Source organism: Stenotrophomonas sp. CASM106, from assembly GCF_049384825.1.
Classification (GTDB): Bacteria; Pseudomonadota; Gammaproteobacteria; order Xanthomonadales; family Xanthomonadaceae; genus Stenotrophomonas; species Stenotrophomonas muris.
In genome coordinates, this window is the sequence record NZ_JBMRFS010000002.1 from 514356 (window position 1) to 532573 (window position 18218).

Here is an 18218-nt window from a genome sequence, read left to right on the forward strand (position 1 = left end):
TCGTCACAACACGATCCGCGTCACGTCTCGGCTGTGGTCTTTTCCTTGAACCGGCACAGGTCGGCGATCACGCAGCCCGGGCAATCCGGCTTGCGCGCCTTGCACACGTAGCGGCCATGCAGGATCAGCCAATGGTGCGCGTCGAGCAGGAACTCGGCCGGAATCACCTTCACCAGCGTGTCCTCCACTTCGCGCACGTTCTTGCCGGGGGCCAGGCCGGTACGGTTGGAGACGCGGAAGATATGCGTATCCACCGCCATCACCGGCTCGCCGAAGGCGGTGTTGAGCACCACGTTGGCGGTCTTGCGGCCCACACCCGGCAGCGCTTCCAGCGCTTCGCGGTCGCGCGGCACTTCGCCGCCGTACTTCTGCAGCAGGATCGCGCAGGTGGCGATCACGTTCTTCGCCTTGGCGTTGAACAGCCCGATGGTGGCGATGTACGGCTTCAGGCCATCCTCACCGAGCGCGAGGATCTCCGCCGGCGTGTTGGCGACCGGGAACAGGCGGCGGGTGGCCTTGTTGACGCCGACGTCGGTGGCCTGGGCGGACAGCGCCACGGCCACCAGCAGTTCGAACGGCGAGCTGTACTCAAGCTCGGTCTTCGGGTGCGGGTTGAGCTCGCGCAGGCGGGTGAACATTTCCACCACGTCGGCGCGCGGCATGCGGCCGCCGCGCCGCGCCGGTGCGCGGGCAGTCTTCTTCGCGGTGGCCATTACGGCTCCTTGCCGGTGACGCGGGCCTTGGCCCGGGCGAGAATCGCGGCCGCCGCGGCGGGCAGGGGGGGCTTCACGTCCGGCGCCGGGGGCGGGGTGCGACGTGCATCGCGCTCGGCTTCGCGGCGGGCCAGGCGCACCGCGCGGGCGCGATAGCGTTCGCGTGCGGCCCAGGCCGTACGCAGTTGCTGCTGGGCCTGCTGCAGCCGCTGCGGAAGGTCCGGGTGGCCAGGCAGCAGCTGTTCGTCGCCGGCTCGGGCGACGTAGTCCATCAGCCCCGCCTGCAGGGCGCCATCGAGATCGTCTGCCTGGACCCGGGCGAACAACTGCGCGGGGGTGGGTCGGGATGCCATGGCGTCAGCGGTTCTGGAAGGCCGGCGGGCGGCGCTGCAGGAAGGCACTGGTGCCTTCACGCATGTCCTCGGTGGCGAACAGCAGGCCGAACTGCGTACTTTCGTATTCCAGCCCGGCCTCCAGGCTGCACTCGCCGCCCACGTGCACCGCGTCGAGCAGGCCACGCAGGGCCAGCGGCGCTGAGCGTGCCAGCTGGCGGGCGACGTCCTGTACACGGTTGTCCAGCGCGTCGGCCGGCACGACTTCGTTGACGATGCCCAGTTCCAGCGCACGCGCGGCGTTGATCGGCGCCCCCAGCAGGCACAGCTCCAGGGTGGCGGCGCGGCCACACAGGCGCAGCAGGCGCTGGCTGCCGCCGAAGCCGGGAATCAGGCCGAGATTGATTTCCGGTTGGCCGACCTTGGCGGTATCGGCGGCGATGCGCAGGTGGCACGCCATCGCCAGCTCAAGCCCGCCGCCCAGCGCGAAACCGTTCACGCGTGCGATGACCGGCTTGGGCATGCGTTCGATCTGGCGCATCAGGGCCTGGCCCAGCAGCGAGAAATCACGTCCCTGAACGGCGCTGAGGGTGTTCATTTCCGCGATGTCGGCACCGGCCACGAAGGCCTTCGGGCCCGCTCCGGTCAACACCACCACGCGCACCTCCGGATCGGCAGCGGCGTCCCTGAAGGCATCGGCCAGCGCCTCCAGGGTCGCGGCGTTCAGGGCATTGAGCTTGTCCGGGCGCTGGACGGTCACGGTGCGGATGGCGCCTTCGTCGGCAACAGCGATCAGGGCATCGGCCACGGGGAAACTCCTGGAACGTTAAAAAAAAGTGATATTGAACTCTGCAAACGCAGACGGGTCATAGCCTGCATCGTGAGTAGCGGTTACACGTTGCGCCCGTTATCCTAACCCGTCGCCTCAGGGCGGCGAAGAACGTCCCTGAGTTACCACCCCTGGAGAACTGTTTGATGAAGTTGCGTTCTATCGCGGTCGCCGTCGCGGCCCTGGCCCTGACGGGCAATGCCTTCGCCCAGGACATCGCGTCCGAGAAGGGCAAGCTGAGTTATTACTTCGGTTACGACTACGGCAACAACCTGGCGGAGCTGACCGGTCGCGGTGAGCAGCTGGACATCAACTCGGTGGTGAAGGGCCTGCAGGATGCCTACGCCAAGAAGCAGCCGGCGATCACCGCCGAGCAGCTGAAGCCGGCCGTTGAAGCGTTCCAGAAGCGCGAGCAGGGCCGTGCCCAGGCTGCCAAGGCCGAGTACGAAAAGGCGGCTGCCGAAAACAAGACCAAGAGCGATCAGTTCATCGCGGCGAACAAGGCCAAGGCCGGCGTGCAGTCCCTGCCGAGCGGCGTCCAGTACCGCGTGATCGAAGCCGGCAAGGGCGCCAAGCCGACCCAGGCCAGCACCGTGCAGCTGGAAGTGGCCGGTCCGTTCCCGTACGGCCAGCGCCCGACCGAAGCCCGCCCGGCCCAGCAGATCCCGTCGATCAAGGTCAGCGAAGTTGAAATGAAGGCCATGCGCGAGACCCTGCTGCAGATGCCGGCCGGCTCGAAGTGGGAAGTCACCCTGCCGCCGGACCAGGCCTACGGTGCCGACCCGCGCACCCCGTTCCCGCCGAACGTGGCTGTGCAGTTCGAGATCAAGCTGGTCAGCGTCAAGTAAATCGAAACAGCAAACGAAACGCGCCGGTGATCCCACCGGCGCGTTTCTGTTTGTGCAGCCCTTGGCGGTGAAACGCCCGCGCTGCGCGCGAGCGTCGACTGACAGTCGACTCTACCGTTGGGCCGGGCCACCCGCGCAAATTCAGCCCGATCGCGCTACTGTTGCCGGGTGCAAACAATGGAAGAAACGGCGCGTGTTGTCGCAAGTCCCTGCATCGGAGTGTGCACGCTGGATCCGCACCGGCAATGCACCGGCTGCGCGCGGCATATCGATGAGATCGCGCGGTGGTCGTCGATGAGCAACGAGGAACGCAGCCGCATCCTGCACCGCGTGCAGCCCCTGCGCGAACAACTGCAGCAATCGCTGCGTGGCTCGCTGGCCGACCACGAGCGACTGATGCGCGCGCTGCACCCCTTGGCCCAACCGCCGGCCGGCGACGGCTGGAACCGCAGTGAGCTGATCGACCTGCTGCCGCCCGGGCCTCCGGTGGAGGCTGCGGTGCTGGCCGGCATCGTCCCGCGCGCCAACGGCGCACAGGTGATCCTGACCCGCCGCACCGAAACCCTGCGCACGCACGGGGGCCAGGTCGGATTCCCCGGCGGCCGCACCGAGCCCGATGACCGCGACGCATTGGCGGCCGCGCTGCGCGAGAGCCAGGAAGAAATCGCATTGGCGCCCGGCCAGGTGCAGGCGCTGGGGTATCTCGATCCCTTCGTCACCATCACCGGCTACCGGGTCACGCCGGTGGTGGCGGTGGTGGATCCGGATTTCGTGCCGGTGCCGCAGCCCAGCGAAGTGGCCGAAGTGTTCGAGGTGCCGCTGGATTATCTGATGGCGCCCGACAGCCTGCGCCAGGTCGAAATCACTCATCGCGGCCGGGTCCGCCACGTCCTGGAGTATGGCTGGCCGGGCCAGCGCATCTGGGGCGCGACCGCCGCCATTCTCTACAACCTGCGTCGTCGCCTGGAGCAAGTGCAATGAAGCCGATCGATCCGCCGTGGACCACCCTGGTCGATGTCACCACCCTTGCCGCTGCGCTGGGCGCAGGCGTGCGCGTCGTCGACGCGCGTGCCACCGCCAGCACCGCCGTGCGCGTGGTCGATGCGCGTGCTTCGCTGGCCGATCCGCAGGCTGCGGGCGGCCAGTATCTGGCAGGGCACATACCGACTGCGGTGCATGCCGATCTCAACCGTGATCTGTCGGATCTGACCCGAAGCGGCCACGGCCGGCACCCGCTGCCGGACAGCGATGCGTTCGCCGCGAAGCTCGGCACGTGGGGCATCGGTCCCGAAACCCAGGTGGTGGTCTACGACGGCAGCGACGGCAGCATGGCCGCATCGCGCCTGTGGTGGCTGCTGCGGCTGATCGGGCACACCCGGGTGGCCGTGCTCGACGGCGGTATTGCCGCCTGGCAGGCCGCCGGTCACGCGCTGGCGAGCGGGCCGACTGAAGTGACGGTGTTACCTGCCTACCCGGGCCGTTTCGACACCACCCAGATCGCCAACGCCGATGAAATCAGCGCACGGCTGAAGCACGCGCCGGGCTGGTTGGTCGACGCGCGCGCGGGTGAGCGCTTCCGCGGTGACGTCGAGCCGCTGGACCCGATCGCCGGCCACGTGCCGGGCGCGGTCAACCGCCCGTTCGCCTTGAACGTACTCGATGGCCACCTGCGCGACCCACAGGCGCTGCGCGCCGAACTGCAGGGCGTGATCGGCAACCGCGATCCGCAGCAGGTGGTGCTGATGTGCGGCTCCGGCGTGACCGCCTGCCATCTGCTGCTGGCGATGGAAACGGCGGGCCTGTCCGGCGCGCGCATCTACGCCGACTCCTGGAGCGGGTGGGTCAGCGACAGCAGCCGCCCGGTGGCGACCGGCGCCTGAGCCGCGCGGGGTCGGATCCGTTTTCCAACGGAGAACGGTTCTGACCCCATCAACCGAAAATCGGGTCAGAGCCCGTTGCGTAGCAACGGGATCCGACCCCGTGTCGATTCGAAGGACCGCGGAGAACTGTCGAAGGCGGGGTGGGTCCGGTTGCGGGGGTGTCCGCAACCGGACCCACCCCGCCATCCCACGGAATGCCAGCTCTTGACGTTGCCGTTGCCTCTGCGGGTGCAGGGCGCAGCCCTGCCGCTTACCCAACCGGCTGCAACGGCACCTTCGCCAGCACCCGCGCCCACGGGAACAGCGGCCCCGGATCGCGCTTGCGCGCCACCGTCAACGTCGCATCGTCGCTGGCCGGCACCCGTTCCAGGTCCAGCTGGTCATGCCCGGCAATCCGTCGCAGCGACGGGTAGTGCGCCACCAGCGCCAGCAGCAGCTGTTCCAGCGCCTGCAGCTGTGCCTCGGTGTAGGCCTCGTCCATCGCCTGGTGGCGGCTGTCGAACCAGTCCGGATAGCGCCCGGTATTGACCAGCTCGATGCCCAGCGTATGCGCGTTCATGCCGCGCACGTGGTGGGCCACGCGTTCCGGTGCCACGTACTGCACCACGCTGCCATCGCGGTCGATGTAGAAGTGCCCGCTGTTGCCGGCACCGCTGTCGTACAGCACACGCTCGCCGTACTCGCGGGCCATCGCCAGATCGGGCAGTTCGGTGCAGTGGATCACCACCATCTCCAGCGTGGCCGGGTCGCGCAGCGGCAGACGGTCTTCGTAGGGCAGGGGCTGCAGCTGCAGGCCGGGCAGGAGCGGGTTGGGCATCCGGCGATGCTAGCATTGCGGCATGAACCTGCCTTCTCTTTCCTCGTTGGCCCGCTCGCACGGAGCACGTGCATGAGCCGCGGCCACTGCATCCTGTCGCATGGCTTCGAGAGCGGCCCGGAAGCGACCAAGGTCACCGCGCTGGCCGACGTGGCGCAGCGCCTGGGCTGGACCCATGAGCGCCCGGACTACACCGACCTGGACGCGATGAGCGAGGTCAGCCGGGTAGGCGACGTGCCGACCCGCCTGCGCCGCCTGGTCGAGCGCGCCGCCATCGCGGCCCGGCAGGGGCCGGTGGTGCTGGCCGGCTCCAGCCTGGGCGCCTACATTTCCGCCATCGCCTCGTTGCAGGTACCGGTGGCCGGCCTGTTCCTGATGGTGCCGCCGACCACGATGGGCCCGATGCCGGCGCTGGACGCCGCCGCCGTGCCGACCACCGTGGTCCAGGCCTGGCATGACGACGTGGTGCCAGCAGCGGGAGTGATCGCGTGGGCGCAGGCGCGCTCGGCGCAGCTGCTGCTGGTCGACGACGGCCACCGCCTCGAGCGCCACGTGGAGGCTTCCGCGCAGGCCTTCGAACGCTTGCTGCGGCAACTGTGAAGCCCGGGCGCACGGCGCGCCCGCCCGCATTGACTACAATGGCAGCCCCGCCGCCCCCGGCGCGGGCCTGCCGGCCGTGCCTACGGCCCTCCTTTCCGACCGGCCCGGCCCCTGTGCCGCGCCCGACCACCTGCGAACCGATCCCGTGAAATTCTTCGTCTCCTGCGCCAAGGGCCTGGAATACCTGCTTGCCGATGAACTGTCGGCCCTGGGCCTTGGCAAGGCCACTGCCACCATTGCCGGCGTCAACGCCGAGGGCGAACTGGCGCAGGCGCTGCGGATCGTGATGTGGTCGCGCCTGGCCAGCCGCGTGCTGTGGCCCATCGACGAGTTCGAGTGCCCGGATGAGCAGGCCCTGTACGACGGCGTGCGTGCGCTGCCGTGGCACGAGCACATCACGCCGGAGATGACCCTGGCGGTGGACGCGCACGTGTCCGGCGACAAGATCACCCACGCCCGCTTCGCCGCGCAGCGGATCAAGGACGCCATCGTCGACCGCATGCGCGATGAAGGCCTGGAACGCCCCTCGGTCAACACCGATCTGCCCGACGTGCGCGTCAACCTGTTGCTGCGCAAGGGCCGTGCCTCGTTGTCGATCGATCTCGGCGGCGGCCCGCTGCATCGCCGTGGCTGGCGTGGTGCTGCCCACGAGGCACCGCTGAAGGAAAACCTGGCCGCCGCGCTGCTGCTGCGCGCGCAATGGCCGCGCCTGCACGCTGCCGGTGGTGGCCTGCTGGATCCGATGTGCGGCAGCGGTACCCTGCTGATCGAAGGTGCGCTGATGGCCGCCGACGTCGCTCCCGGCCTGATGCGTCATGGCAGCCTGCCGCCGAGCCGCTGGCTGGGCTTCGACAAGGCCGCCTGGAAGTCCATCCAGAGCGAAGCACGTGAGCGCGAAGCGGCCGGCCTGGCCGCGCTGAAGCCAGTCATCCACGGCAGCGACATCGATCCGACCGCGATCCAGGCGGCACGCGAGAACGCCGAGGTCGCGGGCGTCGCCCACGCGATCCGCTTCACCCGCGCCGACGTGGCCGACCTGGCCGCGCCGGAACAGGAGATCGGTGCGGTGGTCTGCAACCCGCCGTACGACGAACGCCTGGCCGCCGATCCGGCGCTGTACCGCGCGCTGGGCAACGCCCTGCAGAAGGCGGTGCCGCAGTGGCGCGCCAGCCTGCTGTGCGGCAACGACGAACTGGCCTTCGCCACCGGCCTGCGCGCCGGCAAGAAGTACCAGATGTTCAATGGTGCGCTGGAGTGTGCGCTGATCGTCTGCGACCCGATCGCCGTGCCGGGCCGTGATCCGGCACAGCCGCGCGAGCTGAGCGAAGGCGCGCAGATGGTGGCCAACCGCCTGCGCAAGAACCTGAAGAAGTTCAAGAGCTGGCGTGCCCGCGAAGACATCACCTGCTTCCGCGCCTATGACGCCGACCTGCCGGAGTACGCGGCCGCCATCGACGTCTACGAGGAAGACGGCGGCAAGCGCCGTACCTTCCTGCACGTGCAGGAATACGCCGCACCGGCTGCCATTCCCGAGAACGACGTGCGCCGCCGCCGCAACGAGCTGCTGGCCGCTGCGCGCGAAGTGTTCGGCGTGCCGCCCGAGCAGGTCTCGATGAAGTCGCGCGAGCGCGGCAAGGGCGGCAGCAAGTACGGCCGCTTCGAGCAGCGTGACGAATTCATCGTGGTGCGCGAGAACAATGCACTGCTGCAGGTGAATCTGTTCGACTACCTGGACACCGGCCTGTTCCTCGACCACCGCCCGCTGCGCCGGATGATGGCCGAGCAGGTACGTGGCAAGCGCTTCCTCAACCTGTTCTGCTACACCGGCGTGGCCAGCGTGCAGGCGGCGGTGGCCGGTGCCGCCAGCACCACCAGCGTCGATCTGTCGGCGACCTACCTGCAGTGGTGCTACGACAACCTGGCGTTGAACGGGCAGGGCGGCAACCAGCACCTGCTGGTGCAGGCCGACGCGATGGCGTGGCTGGAGGGCGACCGTGGCCAGTACGACGTGATCTTCTGTGACCCGCCGACCTTCTCCAACTCCGCGCGCGCCGATGACTTCGACGTGCAGCGCGAGCAGATCAAGCTGCTGCGTGCAGCCGTGGCGCGGCTGGCGCCGGGCGGCGTGCTGTACTTCTCCAACAATTTCCGCCGCTTCAAGCTGGAAGAGAACGCCATCGCCGAATTCGCCCAGTGCCGCGAGATCACCGCGCGCACCATCGGCCCGGACTTCGAGCGCAACGCGCGCATCCACCGCGCGTGGGAATTGAAGCGGTTGGGGTAACGCGACGCCCGGGGTCGGATCCCCTGCGCGAAGCGCAGGGGCTCTGACCCCATCCGGATCTACGCACCAGGGGTCAGAGCCCTTGCGCTTCGCGAAAGGGATCCGACCCCGGTGGCCCGGCTACAGCACCGCCACCACCAGCCCCAGCACCGGCAGCACGATCGCCAACGCCGCGATCCACTTCGGCCGGTACGGGTACAGCCCGAACGACAGCGCCAGACCGCCCAGTGTCATCGTGCCCAGCCACAGCACCGGGCCCATCGCCCAGCCGTGGTCGATCACGCACAGCGCGAACGCCACCGTCAGCAGGGCCCAGCCCAGCACGCGCCACTGGGTGCGCCGTGCGGGCGTGGCTGCGGCCCTGCCGTGCAGGTCGTGCTGGTGCTTTTCCATCGCCAGCGACAACGCGGTGAACGCGGAGAACGACAGGGCCAGTGCCAGCAGCATCATGCGCTGGCCTCCGCTTCGGCGGTTTCCGCAGCGTCCACCGGGGCCCTGGGTGCTGCTGCGGCGGCGGCGCGCTTCTTCTTCTCGGCCGCGCTCAGCGGTGGCGTCCAGCGCTGCATGCGCCAGCCGCACAGCGCCAGCATCGCACCGAACGCGATCATCGACAGATCGACGCCAGCCAGTACCCAGTCACCGCTGCGCAGTGTGATGCCAAGATGCGCGTGCGTGGTCAGCGCGTTGACCACCGGTACCAGCGCGAACGCAGCCGCACCCAGGTACAGCTGCCACGCCCACATCATCCGCTTCGGCCAGATGAAGGCGGCCAGCAGCGCGCCGCCCCAGGCGTAGAAGAACACGTTGGCCTCCGCACTCGCGCGCCCGGCGATGTCCAGTGGCAGCAGGCGGTTGCCCCAGAAGTAGGCCGCGAAAGCGATCGGCAGGCCGGCCACGGTGCCGATGTTCAGCGCATCGACCAGGCGCAGGCCGAAGCCGGTGCGGCCGCTCTTGGCATGCCTGGGCCGTTCCTTCACCGCCCACAGCACCACGCCGCTGGCCACCATCAGGCAGCCGACCAGGCCGGACAGGAAGAACAGTGCACGCAGGCCCCAATCGGCGAAGCGCGCCAGGTGCAGGCCGTACAGCACGCCACGGGTGGCGGTGGCGCCGCCGGATGGAGGCGTTTCCTCCAGCAACGTGCCGTTGACCATGTCGTAGCGAACGGCGGGAGTGTCGGTGGACAGGCGCTTGCCGTCGCGTTGGCGGATGTCGATCACCGCATTGGCCGCCCCCGGGTTGGACACGGTGAAGCCGGCCACTTCCACGCCGTGCCAGTGCGCACGTGCGCTGTCCAGCAGCTGCGCGATCGGCAGCGGCGTGGCGCGTCCTTCGGCCGGCGCGGTCACCTCCGGCATGCCGCCGAAGGCTTCGCTGAAGAACTTGTCTTCGTCCTGCGGGTAGGCGACTTTCACCCCCCACGGCAGGTACATGACCATCAGGGTGACGATGCCGGTGTAGGTGATCATCGCGTGGTAGGGCAGGGCCATCACCGCGCTGACGTTGTGGAAATCAAGCCAGGAACGCAGGCCCTTGTCCTTGCGGAAGGTGAAGAAGTCCTTGAAGATTTTCTTGTGGGTGATGACGCCGGTGATGATCGCCACCAGCATGAACATCGCGCAGAAGCCGACCAGGTAGCGCGCCCACAGCACCGGGATGTAGTGCAGGTCGAAATGCAGGCGGTAGAAGAAATCACCGCCCCGCGTTTCGCGTGCCTTCAGTGCCTGGCCGGTATTCGGGTCCAGCGTGGCTTCGCCGAAGCCACCGCGACGGCCGCGACTGGGATCGGCCAGCTCCGGTGGCAACCGCCAGAACATCTGCATGGCCGGGTTGCGCGGCTGCGGCAGGGTGACGAACCAGTTCCCGGCCTGCGCCGCATTGGCCTGCAGGTAATCCACGGCGCGCTGCGCGGCGACATCGATGCTGACCTGGCTGGACGGAAGTTCCGGTCGCATCCAGCGGCTGATTTCCTCGCGGTAGTAGCTGGCCGTGCCGGCCATGAAGATCAGCAGCAGCAACCAGCCGACCAGCAGACCGGTCCAGGTGTGCAGCCAGGCCATCGACTGGCGGAAGCCGTTCTTCATGCCCAGGCCCCCAGCAGGCGCGCAACGGCGGCCATCAGCAGCGCGGGCGCGAGGATGCCCACCCAGGCGCGCAGCGCGCTGCGGGTCGCGAACGCCCACAGCGCTGCGCACGCGGCTACCAGGATGGCCAGCAGCATGCCGGTCAGCACGGCCTGGCCGCGCGCACCGGGCAGTGCCACCGCGCAGAACACGCTGGTGGCCGAAGCCAGCGCGTAGCCGCCGAAGATCGCGGCCAGCGAGCGTGACAGCACGCCCCAGCGTGGATTGGAGAAGAAGGTGCGGGGGCTGGCGGTTGCGGGCGAGCGGTCCACGGCGTTCCTGCAGGTAGGGGAGGGGATGGAACGCGTCCGCGGCCCCCTTGCGCCCTGCGCATGTCGCCCAGCGTGTCCCATCGACGAAGCACTGCCCGCGCAGGCGGGCAATCCAGAGGTCGGGGATGTACACGGGCGATGGGCGCGTCTTCCGCGCCCGCTTGGCTAAGCGTACAAACCGATCAGTAAATGATAGGCATTCGCATTTTATGAATCAAGCATGATGATCCGGGGGCGCACCGAGGCCTAGAACCTGAACACCACTGTCGCCGCATGCAGCAACAGGCCGATCAGCCCACCCACCAGCGTGCCGTTGAAGCGGATGAACTGCAGGTCGCGGCCCACGCTCAGTTCCAGCTGTTCGACCAGATGCCGCTCGTCCCAGCCCTTCACGGTCTGCGCGATATGCGTGGTCACACCCTCGCGCAGACGGCCGGTCAGGCGTTGCGCACCTTCCAGCAGGTGCTGGTTGAGGGCCTCGCGCAGGGCCGGGTCGGCCTGCAGGCTGGCGCCCAGTGAGGCGAGGCTGCGCTGCAGGTGTCCGACCAGCGCCGAGTCCTCGCGCTGCAGGTCGTCACGCAGGCTGGCGTGGATGCGCGCCCACAGCCCTTGCACATAGTCCTGCAGGGCGGGGTGGTCGATCATTTCCTGCTTGAGCTGTTCGATGCGCTCGGCCAGGGCCGGGTCCTCGCGCAGGCGCTGCACGTAGTTCTGCAGCCAGGTCTCGTAGTCCTGGCGCAGCGGATGCTGCGGCTCGGCCAGTACCTGCTGCAGTTCTTCCAGCACCGCCCGCGCCAGGCGCTCGGCCAGGCTGTCGCCGATCTCATCGATCGGCTTCACCCAGTTCACCGTGCTCGAGAGCGTCGGCCATTCGCGCTGGATGTAGCGCACGATCAGCTGCGAGGCGCGTTCCTTCACTTCTGGCTGTTCCAGCCAGCGGCCGAGCCGCTGCAGGCCCTCGTCCAGCACGCGCTGGTGGCGCCCGTCGGCGGTCAGCAGGGCCAGCAGCTCACCGGCGGTGGCGGCGGCATTCCACTGCCGCAGCTGCTGCACCACGAACGCATGCAGCTGCCGGCGCACCGCTGTCTCGTCGAAGAAGTCCAGTGCCTGCAGGGCCCAGCCGCGTGCCATGTCGGCCAGCATCCGCGAGCGCGCCGGGTCGGCCAGCCAACTGCCGAGGCGGCTGGCCGGATCGAACACCTGCAGCTTGGCCAGCAGCACCTGCGGTTCCAGGAACTGGTCACGCACGAACAGGGCGAGGCTGTCGCCGATGCGTTCCTTGCTGCGCGGGATGATCGCAGTGTGCGGAATCGGCAGGCCCATCGGGCGCCGGAACAGCGCGACGACGGCGAACCAGTCGGCCAGTGCGCCCACGGCTGCGGCCTCGCAGAACGCCGAGACCCAGGCCCAGATGCCGCGTTCGCCCTGCCAGTGGCTGACCGCGAATCCGGCCAGCATCAACAGCAGCAGGCCCAGTGCGAGGGCTTTCAGGCGTCGCAGCTGAGCGCGGCGCGGATCGTGGGCAGGCGTCATGCCGGAAGTCTAACCGGCACGGCATGAGCATCTGGTAGTGCCGGCCGCTGGCCGGCATCCGCTACGCACGCGGAACGTTCATGGGGTTGCCGGCCAGCGGCCGGCACTACCCGCTGGTTCAGAGCGCTTCCAGTTGCTTGCGCAACGCAGCCAGCTGCGCGCGCAGGGTGTCGTTCTCGCGGGTCAGCGCGACGACGCGGCGGCGCAGTGCCGGGGCATCCTCGCCCAGTTGTTCCAGCGCCGACAGCACCTCGGCGTCGCGGCTGGCGATCTGCTCCTCGTCCGGTTCCTCGAAGTCCATCTCGGCCGCTTCCGGCTTCGGTGCGCGCGGCTTGCGCTTGGACTCGCGCACGCGCTTGGCGGCCTGCTTCAGCTCGTCCTTGCCACCGGCGGCGGCGGCGCGCTGCTCTTCTTCCGGCAGGTCGGCCACGGCGGCGGCGGCGCTGATCGAGATCACGCCGGCCTTGACCGCTTCCACCACCTCGGCGGCGGCCTGGGCGTGGATGCGCTCGATCATGCCGACCTGGCTGGTGCTCAGCTTGGCTTCGCGCGCCAGCTCGGCGCGGCTGATCTTCGGTGCCGGTTCCCACGGCGGGCTGTCTTCACTGGTCTCATCGGCGACGTCGGCGGTGCCATCGCTCTCGCGCTGCAGCTGCGCCTGCTCGACCTGCTTGCGGGCGGCCAGGATGTCGCGCTTGCGCAGCGCCAGCACGCCGCGCTGGAAGTCGGACACGCTGCGGCGGCCCAGATGCTGTTCGATCATCCACAGGTGCACGTCTTCCATGCTCTGGAAGCGGGTGTTCTGCACGGTATTGAAGGGCAGGCCATGCTTCTGGCAGATGCCGAAACGGTTATGGCCATCGACCAGTACATTCCCCCACAACACCAGCGCATCGCGGCAGCCTTCGGCCAGGATGCTGCGCTCCAGCGCGTCATGTTCGTCCGCGGTCAGCGGGTCGATGTAGGCCTTGAGTTCTTCTTTGACGACGATATCCATGGGCACGGCAGCGAGCAGGAGCGGAACCGCCCATTGTACCCGCTCGCCACCACCGGCCCGGGCTCAGGCGGTGGCCCGGATCATCTCGCCCAGGGTGCCGGTGATCTGGTCGATCTGCGCCTTGTCCACGATCAGCGGCGGCGACAGCGCGATGATGTCGCCGGTGCACCGCACCAGCAGTCGGCCGTCGTGGAAGCAGCGCCGGTAGACCTCGTAGCCCCGGCTGCCCGGCGCATCGCGGCGAGGCGCCAGCTCAACCGCGCCGACCAGGCCGAAGTTGCGGATGTCGATCACGTTGGGCAGGCCCTGCAGCGCATGCAGTCGTTCCTGCCAGTATTCGCCCAGCTCGATGGCGCGCTCGAACAGACGCTCCTCGGCATAGACCTCCAGCGTCGCCAGCGCCGCGGCGCAGGCCAGCGGGTGCCCCGAACAGGTATAGCCATGGAAAAGCTCGATGGCCTGTGGTGGTGCCTGCATCAGGGTTGCATGCACGGCGTCGCTGGCCAGCACGCCACCCAGCGGTACCGCGCCGTTGCTGACCGCCTTGGCGAAGGTCAGCAGGTCCGGGGTGACCCCGAAGCGCTGCGCGGCGAAGGGCATCCCAACCCGGCCGAAACCGGTGATGACCTCGTCGAACACCAGCAGGATGCCGTGCTGGTCGCACAGTTCGCGCAGGCGCTGCAGGTAACCCGGTGCGGGCAGGATCACCCCGGCCGAGCCGGCAATGGGTTCGACGAATACGGCGGCAATCGTCGAGGCATCATGCAGCGCGATCAGCCGTTCCAGGTCATCGGCCAGCTCCGCGCCCTGGCGTGGCAGGCCCTTGCTGAACGCGTTGCGCGGCAGGTCCAGGGTGTGGCGCAGGTAGTCGACGCCGCCCAGCTGCAGGCCGAACGGCTTGCGGTTGTTGGGCAGCCCGCCCAGCGCCATGCCGCCGAAACCCACCCCGTGGTAGGCCTTCTCGCGGCTGATGAAGCGCGTGCGCTGGCCCTCGCCGCGCTGGCGGTGGTAGGCCAGCACGATCTTCATCGCGGTATCCACCGCCTCGGAACCGGAGCTGGTGAAGAACACATGGTTGAGCGGGCCCGGCGCCAAGGCGGCCAGCCGCTGCGCCAGGGCGAAGGCCGGCGGCGAGCCCATCTGGAAGGCCGGCGAATAGTCGAGCGTGCGCGCCTGCTCGACGATGGCCTCGACGATGCGCGGCCGTGCATGGCCCGCGTTGCAGCACCAGAGGCCGGCGGTGCCATCGAGGATCTGGCGGCCGTCGACATCCTCGTAGTGCATGCCCTCGGCACGCACCAGCACACGCGGCGCGGCCTTGAAGTGGCGGTTGGCGGTGAACGGCATCCAGTACGCCTCCAATGACTCCGGGCGTCGGGTGGCCAGATCGTGCAGGTCGCTCGCGGAACGCTTCATGCCAGCTCCATCGGGTCCGATGGGGGAAATGTAGCGCAGCCACGTCACGGTGGAGTCGCGGCCGCGCCGGTATAACCGGGGAAACTGTTCCGAGGAGCCCGACATGGCCGACTTTCCCGACCGCAGCCACTGGCAGGCGCTGGCCCAGCAGCTTTCGATACCCGGACAGGCCTTTATCGAGGGTCGTTACACCGACGCTGCCAGCGGCGCGCGCTTCGACTGCATCAGCCCGATTGATGGTCGCGTGCTGGGGGTGGTCGCCGACTGCGATGCACAGGACGTGGAGCGCGCAGTGGGCGCGGCGCGGCGTGCCTTCGATGCGGGCCACTGGTCACAGGCCAGCCCGGCCCATCGCAAGCGCGTGCTGCTGGCGTTGGCGGCGTTGGTGGAAAAACACGCGGACGAGCTGGCCCTGCTGGAAACCCTGGACATGGGCAAGCCGGTGCGTGATGCGCGTCGTATCGACCTGCCCGGCGCGGTGCGCTGCCTGCGCTGGACGGCCGAAGCGGTGGACAAGCTGTACGGTGAGGTCGCGCCCACCGGCCCGCATGAGCTGGGCCTGGTCACGCGCGAGCCCGCCGGCGTGGTGGCGGCGATCGTGCCGTGGAATTTCCCGTTGCTGATGGCGTGCTGGAAGATCGCGCCTGCATTGGCCATGGGCAACTCGGTGGTGCTCAAGCCTTCCGAGCGCTCGCCCCTGAGTGCGTTGCGGCTGGCGGCGCTGGCCGCCGAAGCGGGCCTGCCGGAGGGCGTGCTGAACGTGCTGCCGGGCCACGGTGCGCGCGTCGGTGAGCCGTTGGCCCTGCACATGGATGTGGACGTGCTGGCGTTCACCGGCTCCACGGCCACCGGCGCGCGGCTGCTGCAGTATTCAGGGCGGTCCAACCTCAAGCGGGTCTGGCTGGAGTGTGGTGGCAAGAGCCCGCACGTGGTGTTTGCCGATGCCCCCGATCTGGATGCCGCTGCGAAGGCGGTGGCACGGGGCATCTTCTTCAACCAGGGCGAGGTCTGTACTGCCGGGTCACGGCTGCTGGTGCAGCGCTCGATCCGCGAGGATTTCGTGCACCAGGTGGTTGCCTACGGCCAGCACATGCAGCCGCGCCACCCGCTTGACGCCGACGCACCGATGGGCGCGCTGGTGGATGCCGCGCATCTGGACAAGGTGATGGGGGATATCGTGCGTGCCGAAAGCGAGGGCGCCCGCCTGCTGCTGGGCGGTCATCGCGCCGATGTCGAGGCGGGCGGTTGTTATGTGCAGCCCACGGTGTTCGATCAGGTGAGCCCCGACCAGGCATTGGCGCGCGAGGAAGTATTCGGGCCGGTGCTGGCGGTGCTCGGCTTTGACGACGAAGCCGAAGCGGTGCGCCTGGCCAATGACAGCCGCTACGGCCTCGCCGCCGGCCTGTGGACGCGCGATCTGGGCCGCGCCCACCGCGTCGCACGCCAGCTGCGCGCCGGCAGCGTCTGGGTGAACGGCTGGGATGGCGGTGACATGACCGCCCCGTTCGGTGGCTACAAGCAGTCCGGCAATGGGCGCGACAAATCGCTGCATGCGTTCGACAAGTACAGCGAGATCAAGGCCACCTGGATCCAGCTGTAACGGCGTCGGGGCTTGCGCCCACATGTAGAGCCGAGCCGATGCTCGGCTGCATTTCGTGGAATGTGGTCGAGCAGGGGCGAGGACCTGCAGAACAATGGCGCCTGCCACCCTCGTTGGCATCGGTGTCGGCTGAAACCATCGTCCCGTGCGGCCACCGGCCCGTGGCAGAATCGGGCGATCCGCCGTTACCCGTGTTGCCGATGTCGACGATCACCGCTGCCGCACCGCCCGTGAACTCTCCCCGCCGCGTCCTGTTGGCCAGCCTGATCGGCACCACCATCGAATTCTTCGATTTCTACATCTACGCCACGGCCGCAGTGCTGGTGTTCCCGCACCTGTTCTTCCCGGACAGCAGCGAACAGGCGGCGCTGTTGCAGTCACTGGCGACCTTCGCGGTGGCGTTCATCGCACGGCCGGTCGGCTCGGCGGTGTTCGGCCATTTCGGCGACCGCATCGGCCGCAAGGCCACCCTGGTCGCCGCGTTGCTGACCATGGGCCTGTCCACGGTGCTGATCGGTCTGCTGCCGACCCACGCGCAGATTGGCCTGTGGGCGCCCGCGCTGCTGGCGCTGTGCCGCTTCGGCCAGGGCCTGGGGCTGGGCGGCGAGTGGGGTGGGGCGGTGCTGCTGGCCACCGAGAACGCGCCGCCGGGCAAGCGCGCCTGGTACGGCATGTTCCCGCAGCTGGGCGCGCCGATCGGTTTCCTGTTGTCGGCGGGCATTTTCCTGGTGCTCGGCCGCTGCCTGAGCCAGGACGACTTCCTGCAGTGGGGCTGGCGTATTCCGTTCGTGGCCAGCGCGCTGCTGGTCGGCCTGGGCCTGTGGGTGCGCCTGAACATCCATGAGACGCCCGACTTCAAGCAGGCACTGGAGCGCAAGGCGCCGGTGCGGCTGCCGATGTGGACGGTGCTGCGTGACCATCCGGTGGCGATGCTGCTGGGCACGCTGGGGGCGTTCGCCACCTTCGTGCTGTTCTACCTGATGACCGTGTTCAGCCTCGGCCATGGCACCGCCGTGCTGGGCTACAGCCGCGAGCAGTTCCTGCTGATGCAGATGGCCGGCATGCTGTTCTTCGCGCTGGGCATCCCGTTGTCGGCGCGCTATGGCGACCGCTGGGGCACGCGTCGCACGATGATCGTGGCCAGCGTGCTGATCATCGGCTTCGGCGTACTGTTCGCGCCGTTGTTCCAGCCGCACAGTCCCTGGCTGGTCACGGCGTTCCTGTGCCTGGGCCTGTTCCTGATGGGGCTGACCTACGGCCCCTGCGGCACCTTCCTGGCCGAGATCTACCCGGTGGAAGTGCGCTACACCGGCGCCTCGCTCTCATTCAACCTGGCCGGCATTCTGGGTGCGGCGCCGGCGCCGTACCTGGCCACCTGGCTGGCCGAACGCTTCGGCCTGGTCGCGGTCGGCTACTACCTGTGCCTGACTGCGGCAGCGACCCTGTGCGCGCTGGTGGCCCTGCACCGGCGCGCGCTGCGGCTCAGCCAAAGAAGCGCTTGAGCGTGCGCCCCAGCCAACCGCCGCCCTGGTGTTCGCGGGCGAACTGGTTCAAGTGCGCCTTGACCTGTTCGGCGTAGGCCTGGTCATCGCCGCGGATGTGGTTGAACAACCAGCGCGAGAGCATGGTGCGCAGTTCATCGCTGATGTCCTCGCCGGCCTGGAAGCGCATGCGGTACTCCGATACCCGCTTGATGAAGACTTCATGCACGCGCTTGTGCGCGGCACAGAACGGATAGCCCGCTTCCTCCATCAGTTCTTCCTCGAACGCGAAGTGCGACATGGTGTAGTCCACCACTTCGTCGATCACCTCGCCCACTGCCGCACGCTGCATGCTGGCCTGGGCCACGTGCAAATGGTTGAGCATCTCGATGATGCGGCGGTGTTGTTGGTCGATCACATCGATGCCGATGTTCAGATCGTCCTGCCAGACCAGTAGTGCCATCCCCGGCTCCCCTTCATGCGTATGTCGGGG

General features: G+C 68.6%; 18 protein-coding genes. 7 read left to right on the forward strand and 11 right to left on the reverse strand.

Going from position 1 to position 18218, the window contains the following annotated elements:
• Positions 1–20: 20 nt before the first annotated feature.
• From nth to VG556_RS06100, 3 genes are read right to left on the reverse strand one after another with little or no spacing between them, the layout of a single operon-like run.
• Complete coding sequence (gene nth, locus VG556_RS06090) at positions 21–713, reverse strand: endonuclease III (protein ID WP_100449691.1); 693 nt, start codon at positions 711–713, stop codon at positions 21–23.
• Positions 713–1066, reverse strand: coding sequence for a hypothetical protein (locus VG556_RS06095; protein ID WP_100449692.1), 354 nt, complete (start codon positions 1064–1066; stop codon positions 713–715). Before VG556_RS06095 ends, nth begins: the two co-directional genes overlap by 1 nt.
• A 4-nt stretch (positions 1067–1070) precedes the next feature.
• Positions 1071–1853, reverse strand: coding sequence for an enoyl-CoA hydratase/isomerase family protein (locus VG556_RS06100; protein WP_100449693.1), 783 nt, complete (start codon positions 1851–1853; stop codon positions 1071–1073).
• Between the two features lie 167 nt (positions 1854–2020).
• Here VG556_RS06100 and VG556_RS06105 point away from each other — a divergent pair, with 167 nt between their 5' ends.
• From VG556_RS06105 to VG556_RS06115, 3 genes are all read left to right on the forward strand, one after another.
• Positions 2021–2722: an FKBP-type peptidyl-prolyl cis-trans isomerase N-terminal domain-containing protein gene (locus VG556_RS06105; RefSeq protein ID WP_014646545.1), complete on the forward strand. Its 702-nt coding sequence runs from the start codon at positions 2021–2023 to the stop codon at positions 2720–2722.
• Positions 2723–2899: 177 nt separating this feature from the next.
• On the forward strand, positions 2900–3703 hold the full coding sequence (locus VG556_RS06110; protein WP_053495261.1) for a CoA pyrophosphatase: 804 nt from the start codon (positions 2900–2902) through the stop codon (positions 3701–3703).
• The gene (locus VG556_RS06115) at positions 3700–4602 is read left to right on the forward strand and encodes a sulfurtransferase (protein WP_100449694.1); all 903 of its coding nucleotides are present in this window, start codon (positions 3700–3702) and stop codon (positions 4600–4602) included. The genes VG556_RS06110 and VG556_RS06115 overlap by 4 nt, the downstream gene beginning before the upstream one ends.
• A gap of 250 nt (positions 4603–4852) precedes the next feature.
• On the opposite strand, the gene VG556_RS06120 is transcribed toward VG556_RS06115, so the two are convergent.
• A complete protein-coding gene (locus VG556_RS06120; protein ID WP_053495474.1) occupies positions 4853–5419 on the reverse strand; it encodes an N-acetylmuramoyl-L-alanine amidase in 567 nt (188 codons plus the stop codon).
• Positions 5420–5491: 72 nt separating this feature from the next.
• Here VG556_RS06120 and VG556_RS06125 point away from each other — a divergent pair, with 72 nt between their 5' ends.
• Both VG556_RS06125 and rlmKL read left to right on the forward strand, forming a co-directional pair.
• Positions 5492–6019: an alpha/beta hydrolase gene (locus VG556_RS06125; protein ID WP_032961606.1), complete on the forward strand. Its 528-nt coding sequence runs from the start codon at positions 5492–5494 to the stop codon at positions 6017–6019.
• 145 nt (positions 6020–6164) lie between these two features.
• A complete protein-coding gene (gene rlmKL / locus VG556_RS06130) occupies positions 6165–8303 on the forward strand; it encodes a bifunctional 23S rRNA (guanine(2069)-N(7))-methyltransferase RlmK/23S rRNA (guanine(2445)-N(2))-methyltransferase RlmL (RefSeq protein WP_100449695.1) in 2139 nt (712 codons plus the stop codon).
• A gap of 120 nt (positions 8304–8423) precedes the next feature.
• Here the strand turns inward: rlmKL and VG556_RS06135 are convergent, their stop codons facing one another.
• From VG556_RS06135 to VG556_RS06160, 6 genes are all read right to left on the reverse strand, one after another.
• Positions 8424–8753 carry a DUF3325 domain-containing protein gene (locus VG556_RS06135; protein ID WP_032961601.1) on the reverse strand — a complete coding sequence of 110 codons (330 nt, stop codon included), beginning with the start codon at positions 8751–8753 and terminating at the stop codon, positions 8424–8426.
• Positions 8750–10387 carry a PepSY-associated TM helix domain-containing protein gene (locus VG556_RS06140; RefSeq protein ID WP_100449696.1) on the reverse strand — a complete coding sequence of 546 codons (1638 nt, stop codon included), beginning with the start codon at positions 10385–10387 and terminating at the stop codon, positions 8750–8752. Before VG556_RS06140 ends, VG556_RS06135 begins: the two co-directional genes overlap by 4 nt.
• Positions 10384–10698, reverse strand: coding sequence for a DUF3649 domain-containing protein (locus tag VG556_RS06145; RefSeq protein ID WP_100449697.1), 315 nt, complete (start codon positions 10696–10698; stop codon positions 10384–10386). Before VG556_RS06145 ends, VG556_RS06140 begins: the two co-directional genes overlap by 4 nt.
• Positions 10699–10944: 246 nt before the next feature.
• Complete coding sequence (locus VG556_RS06150; protein ID WP_049405926.1) at positions 10945–12231, reverse strand: DUF445 domain-containing protein; 1287 nt, start codon at positions 12229–12231, stop codon at positions 10945–10947.
• 118 nt (positions 12232–12349) lie between these two features.
• Complete coding sequence (locus VG556_RS06155) at positions 12350–13228, reverse strand: hypothetical protein (RefSeq protein ID WP_049419089.1); 879 nt, start codon at positions 13226–13228, stop codon at positions 12350–12352.
• A gap of 63 nt (positions 13229–13291) precedes the next feature.
• Positions 13292–14644 (reverse strand): aspartate aminotransferase family protein, encoded by a 1353-nt coding sequence (locus VG556_RS06160; protein ID WP_100449698.1) that lies wholly within the window; start codon positions 14642–14644, stop codon positions 13292–13294.
• 103 nt (positions 14645–14747) lie between these two features.
• Here VG556_RS06160 and VG556_RS06165 point away from each other — a divergent pair, with 103 nt between their 5' ends.
• Entirely contained in the window at positions 14748–16244 is a 1497-nt protein-coding gene (locus VG556_RS06165) for an aldehyde dehydrogenase (protein WP_032961594.1), read from the forward strand.
• Positions 16245–16444: 200 nt separating this feature from the next.
• Positions 16445–17746 (forward strand): MFS transporter, encoded by a 1302-nt coding sequence (locus tag VG556_RS06170; protein ID WP_049405530.1) that lies wholly within the window; start codon positions 16445–16447, stop codon positions 17744–17746.
• On the opposite strand, the gene VG556_RS06175 is transcribed toward VG556_RS06170, so the two are convergent.
• On the reverse strand, positions 17727–18188 hold the full coding sequence (locus VG556_RS06175) for a bacteriohemerythrin (protein ID WP_004151683.1): 462 nt from the start codon (positions 18186–18188) through the stop codon (positions 17727–17729). The genes VG556_RS06170 and VG556_RS06175 overlap by 20 nt on opposite strands.
• Between the last annotated feature and the right edge of the window lie 30 nt (positions 18189–18218).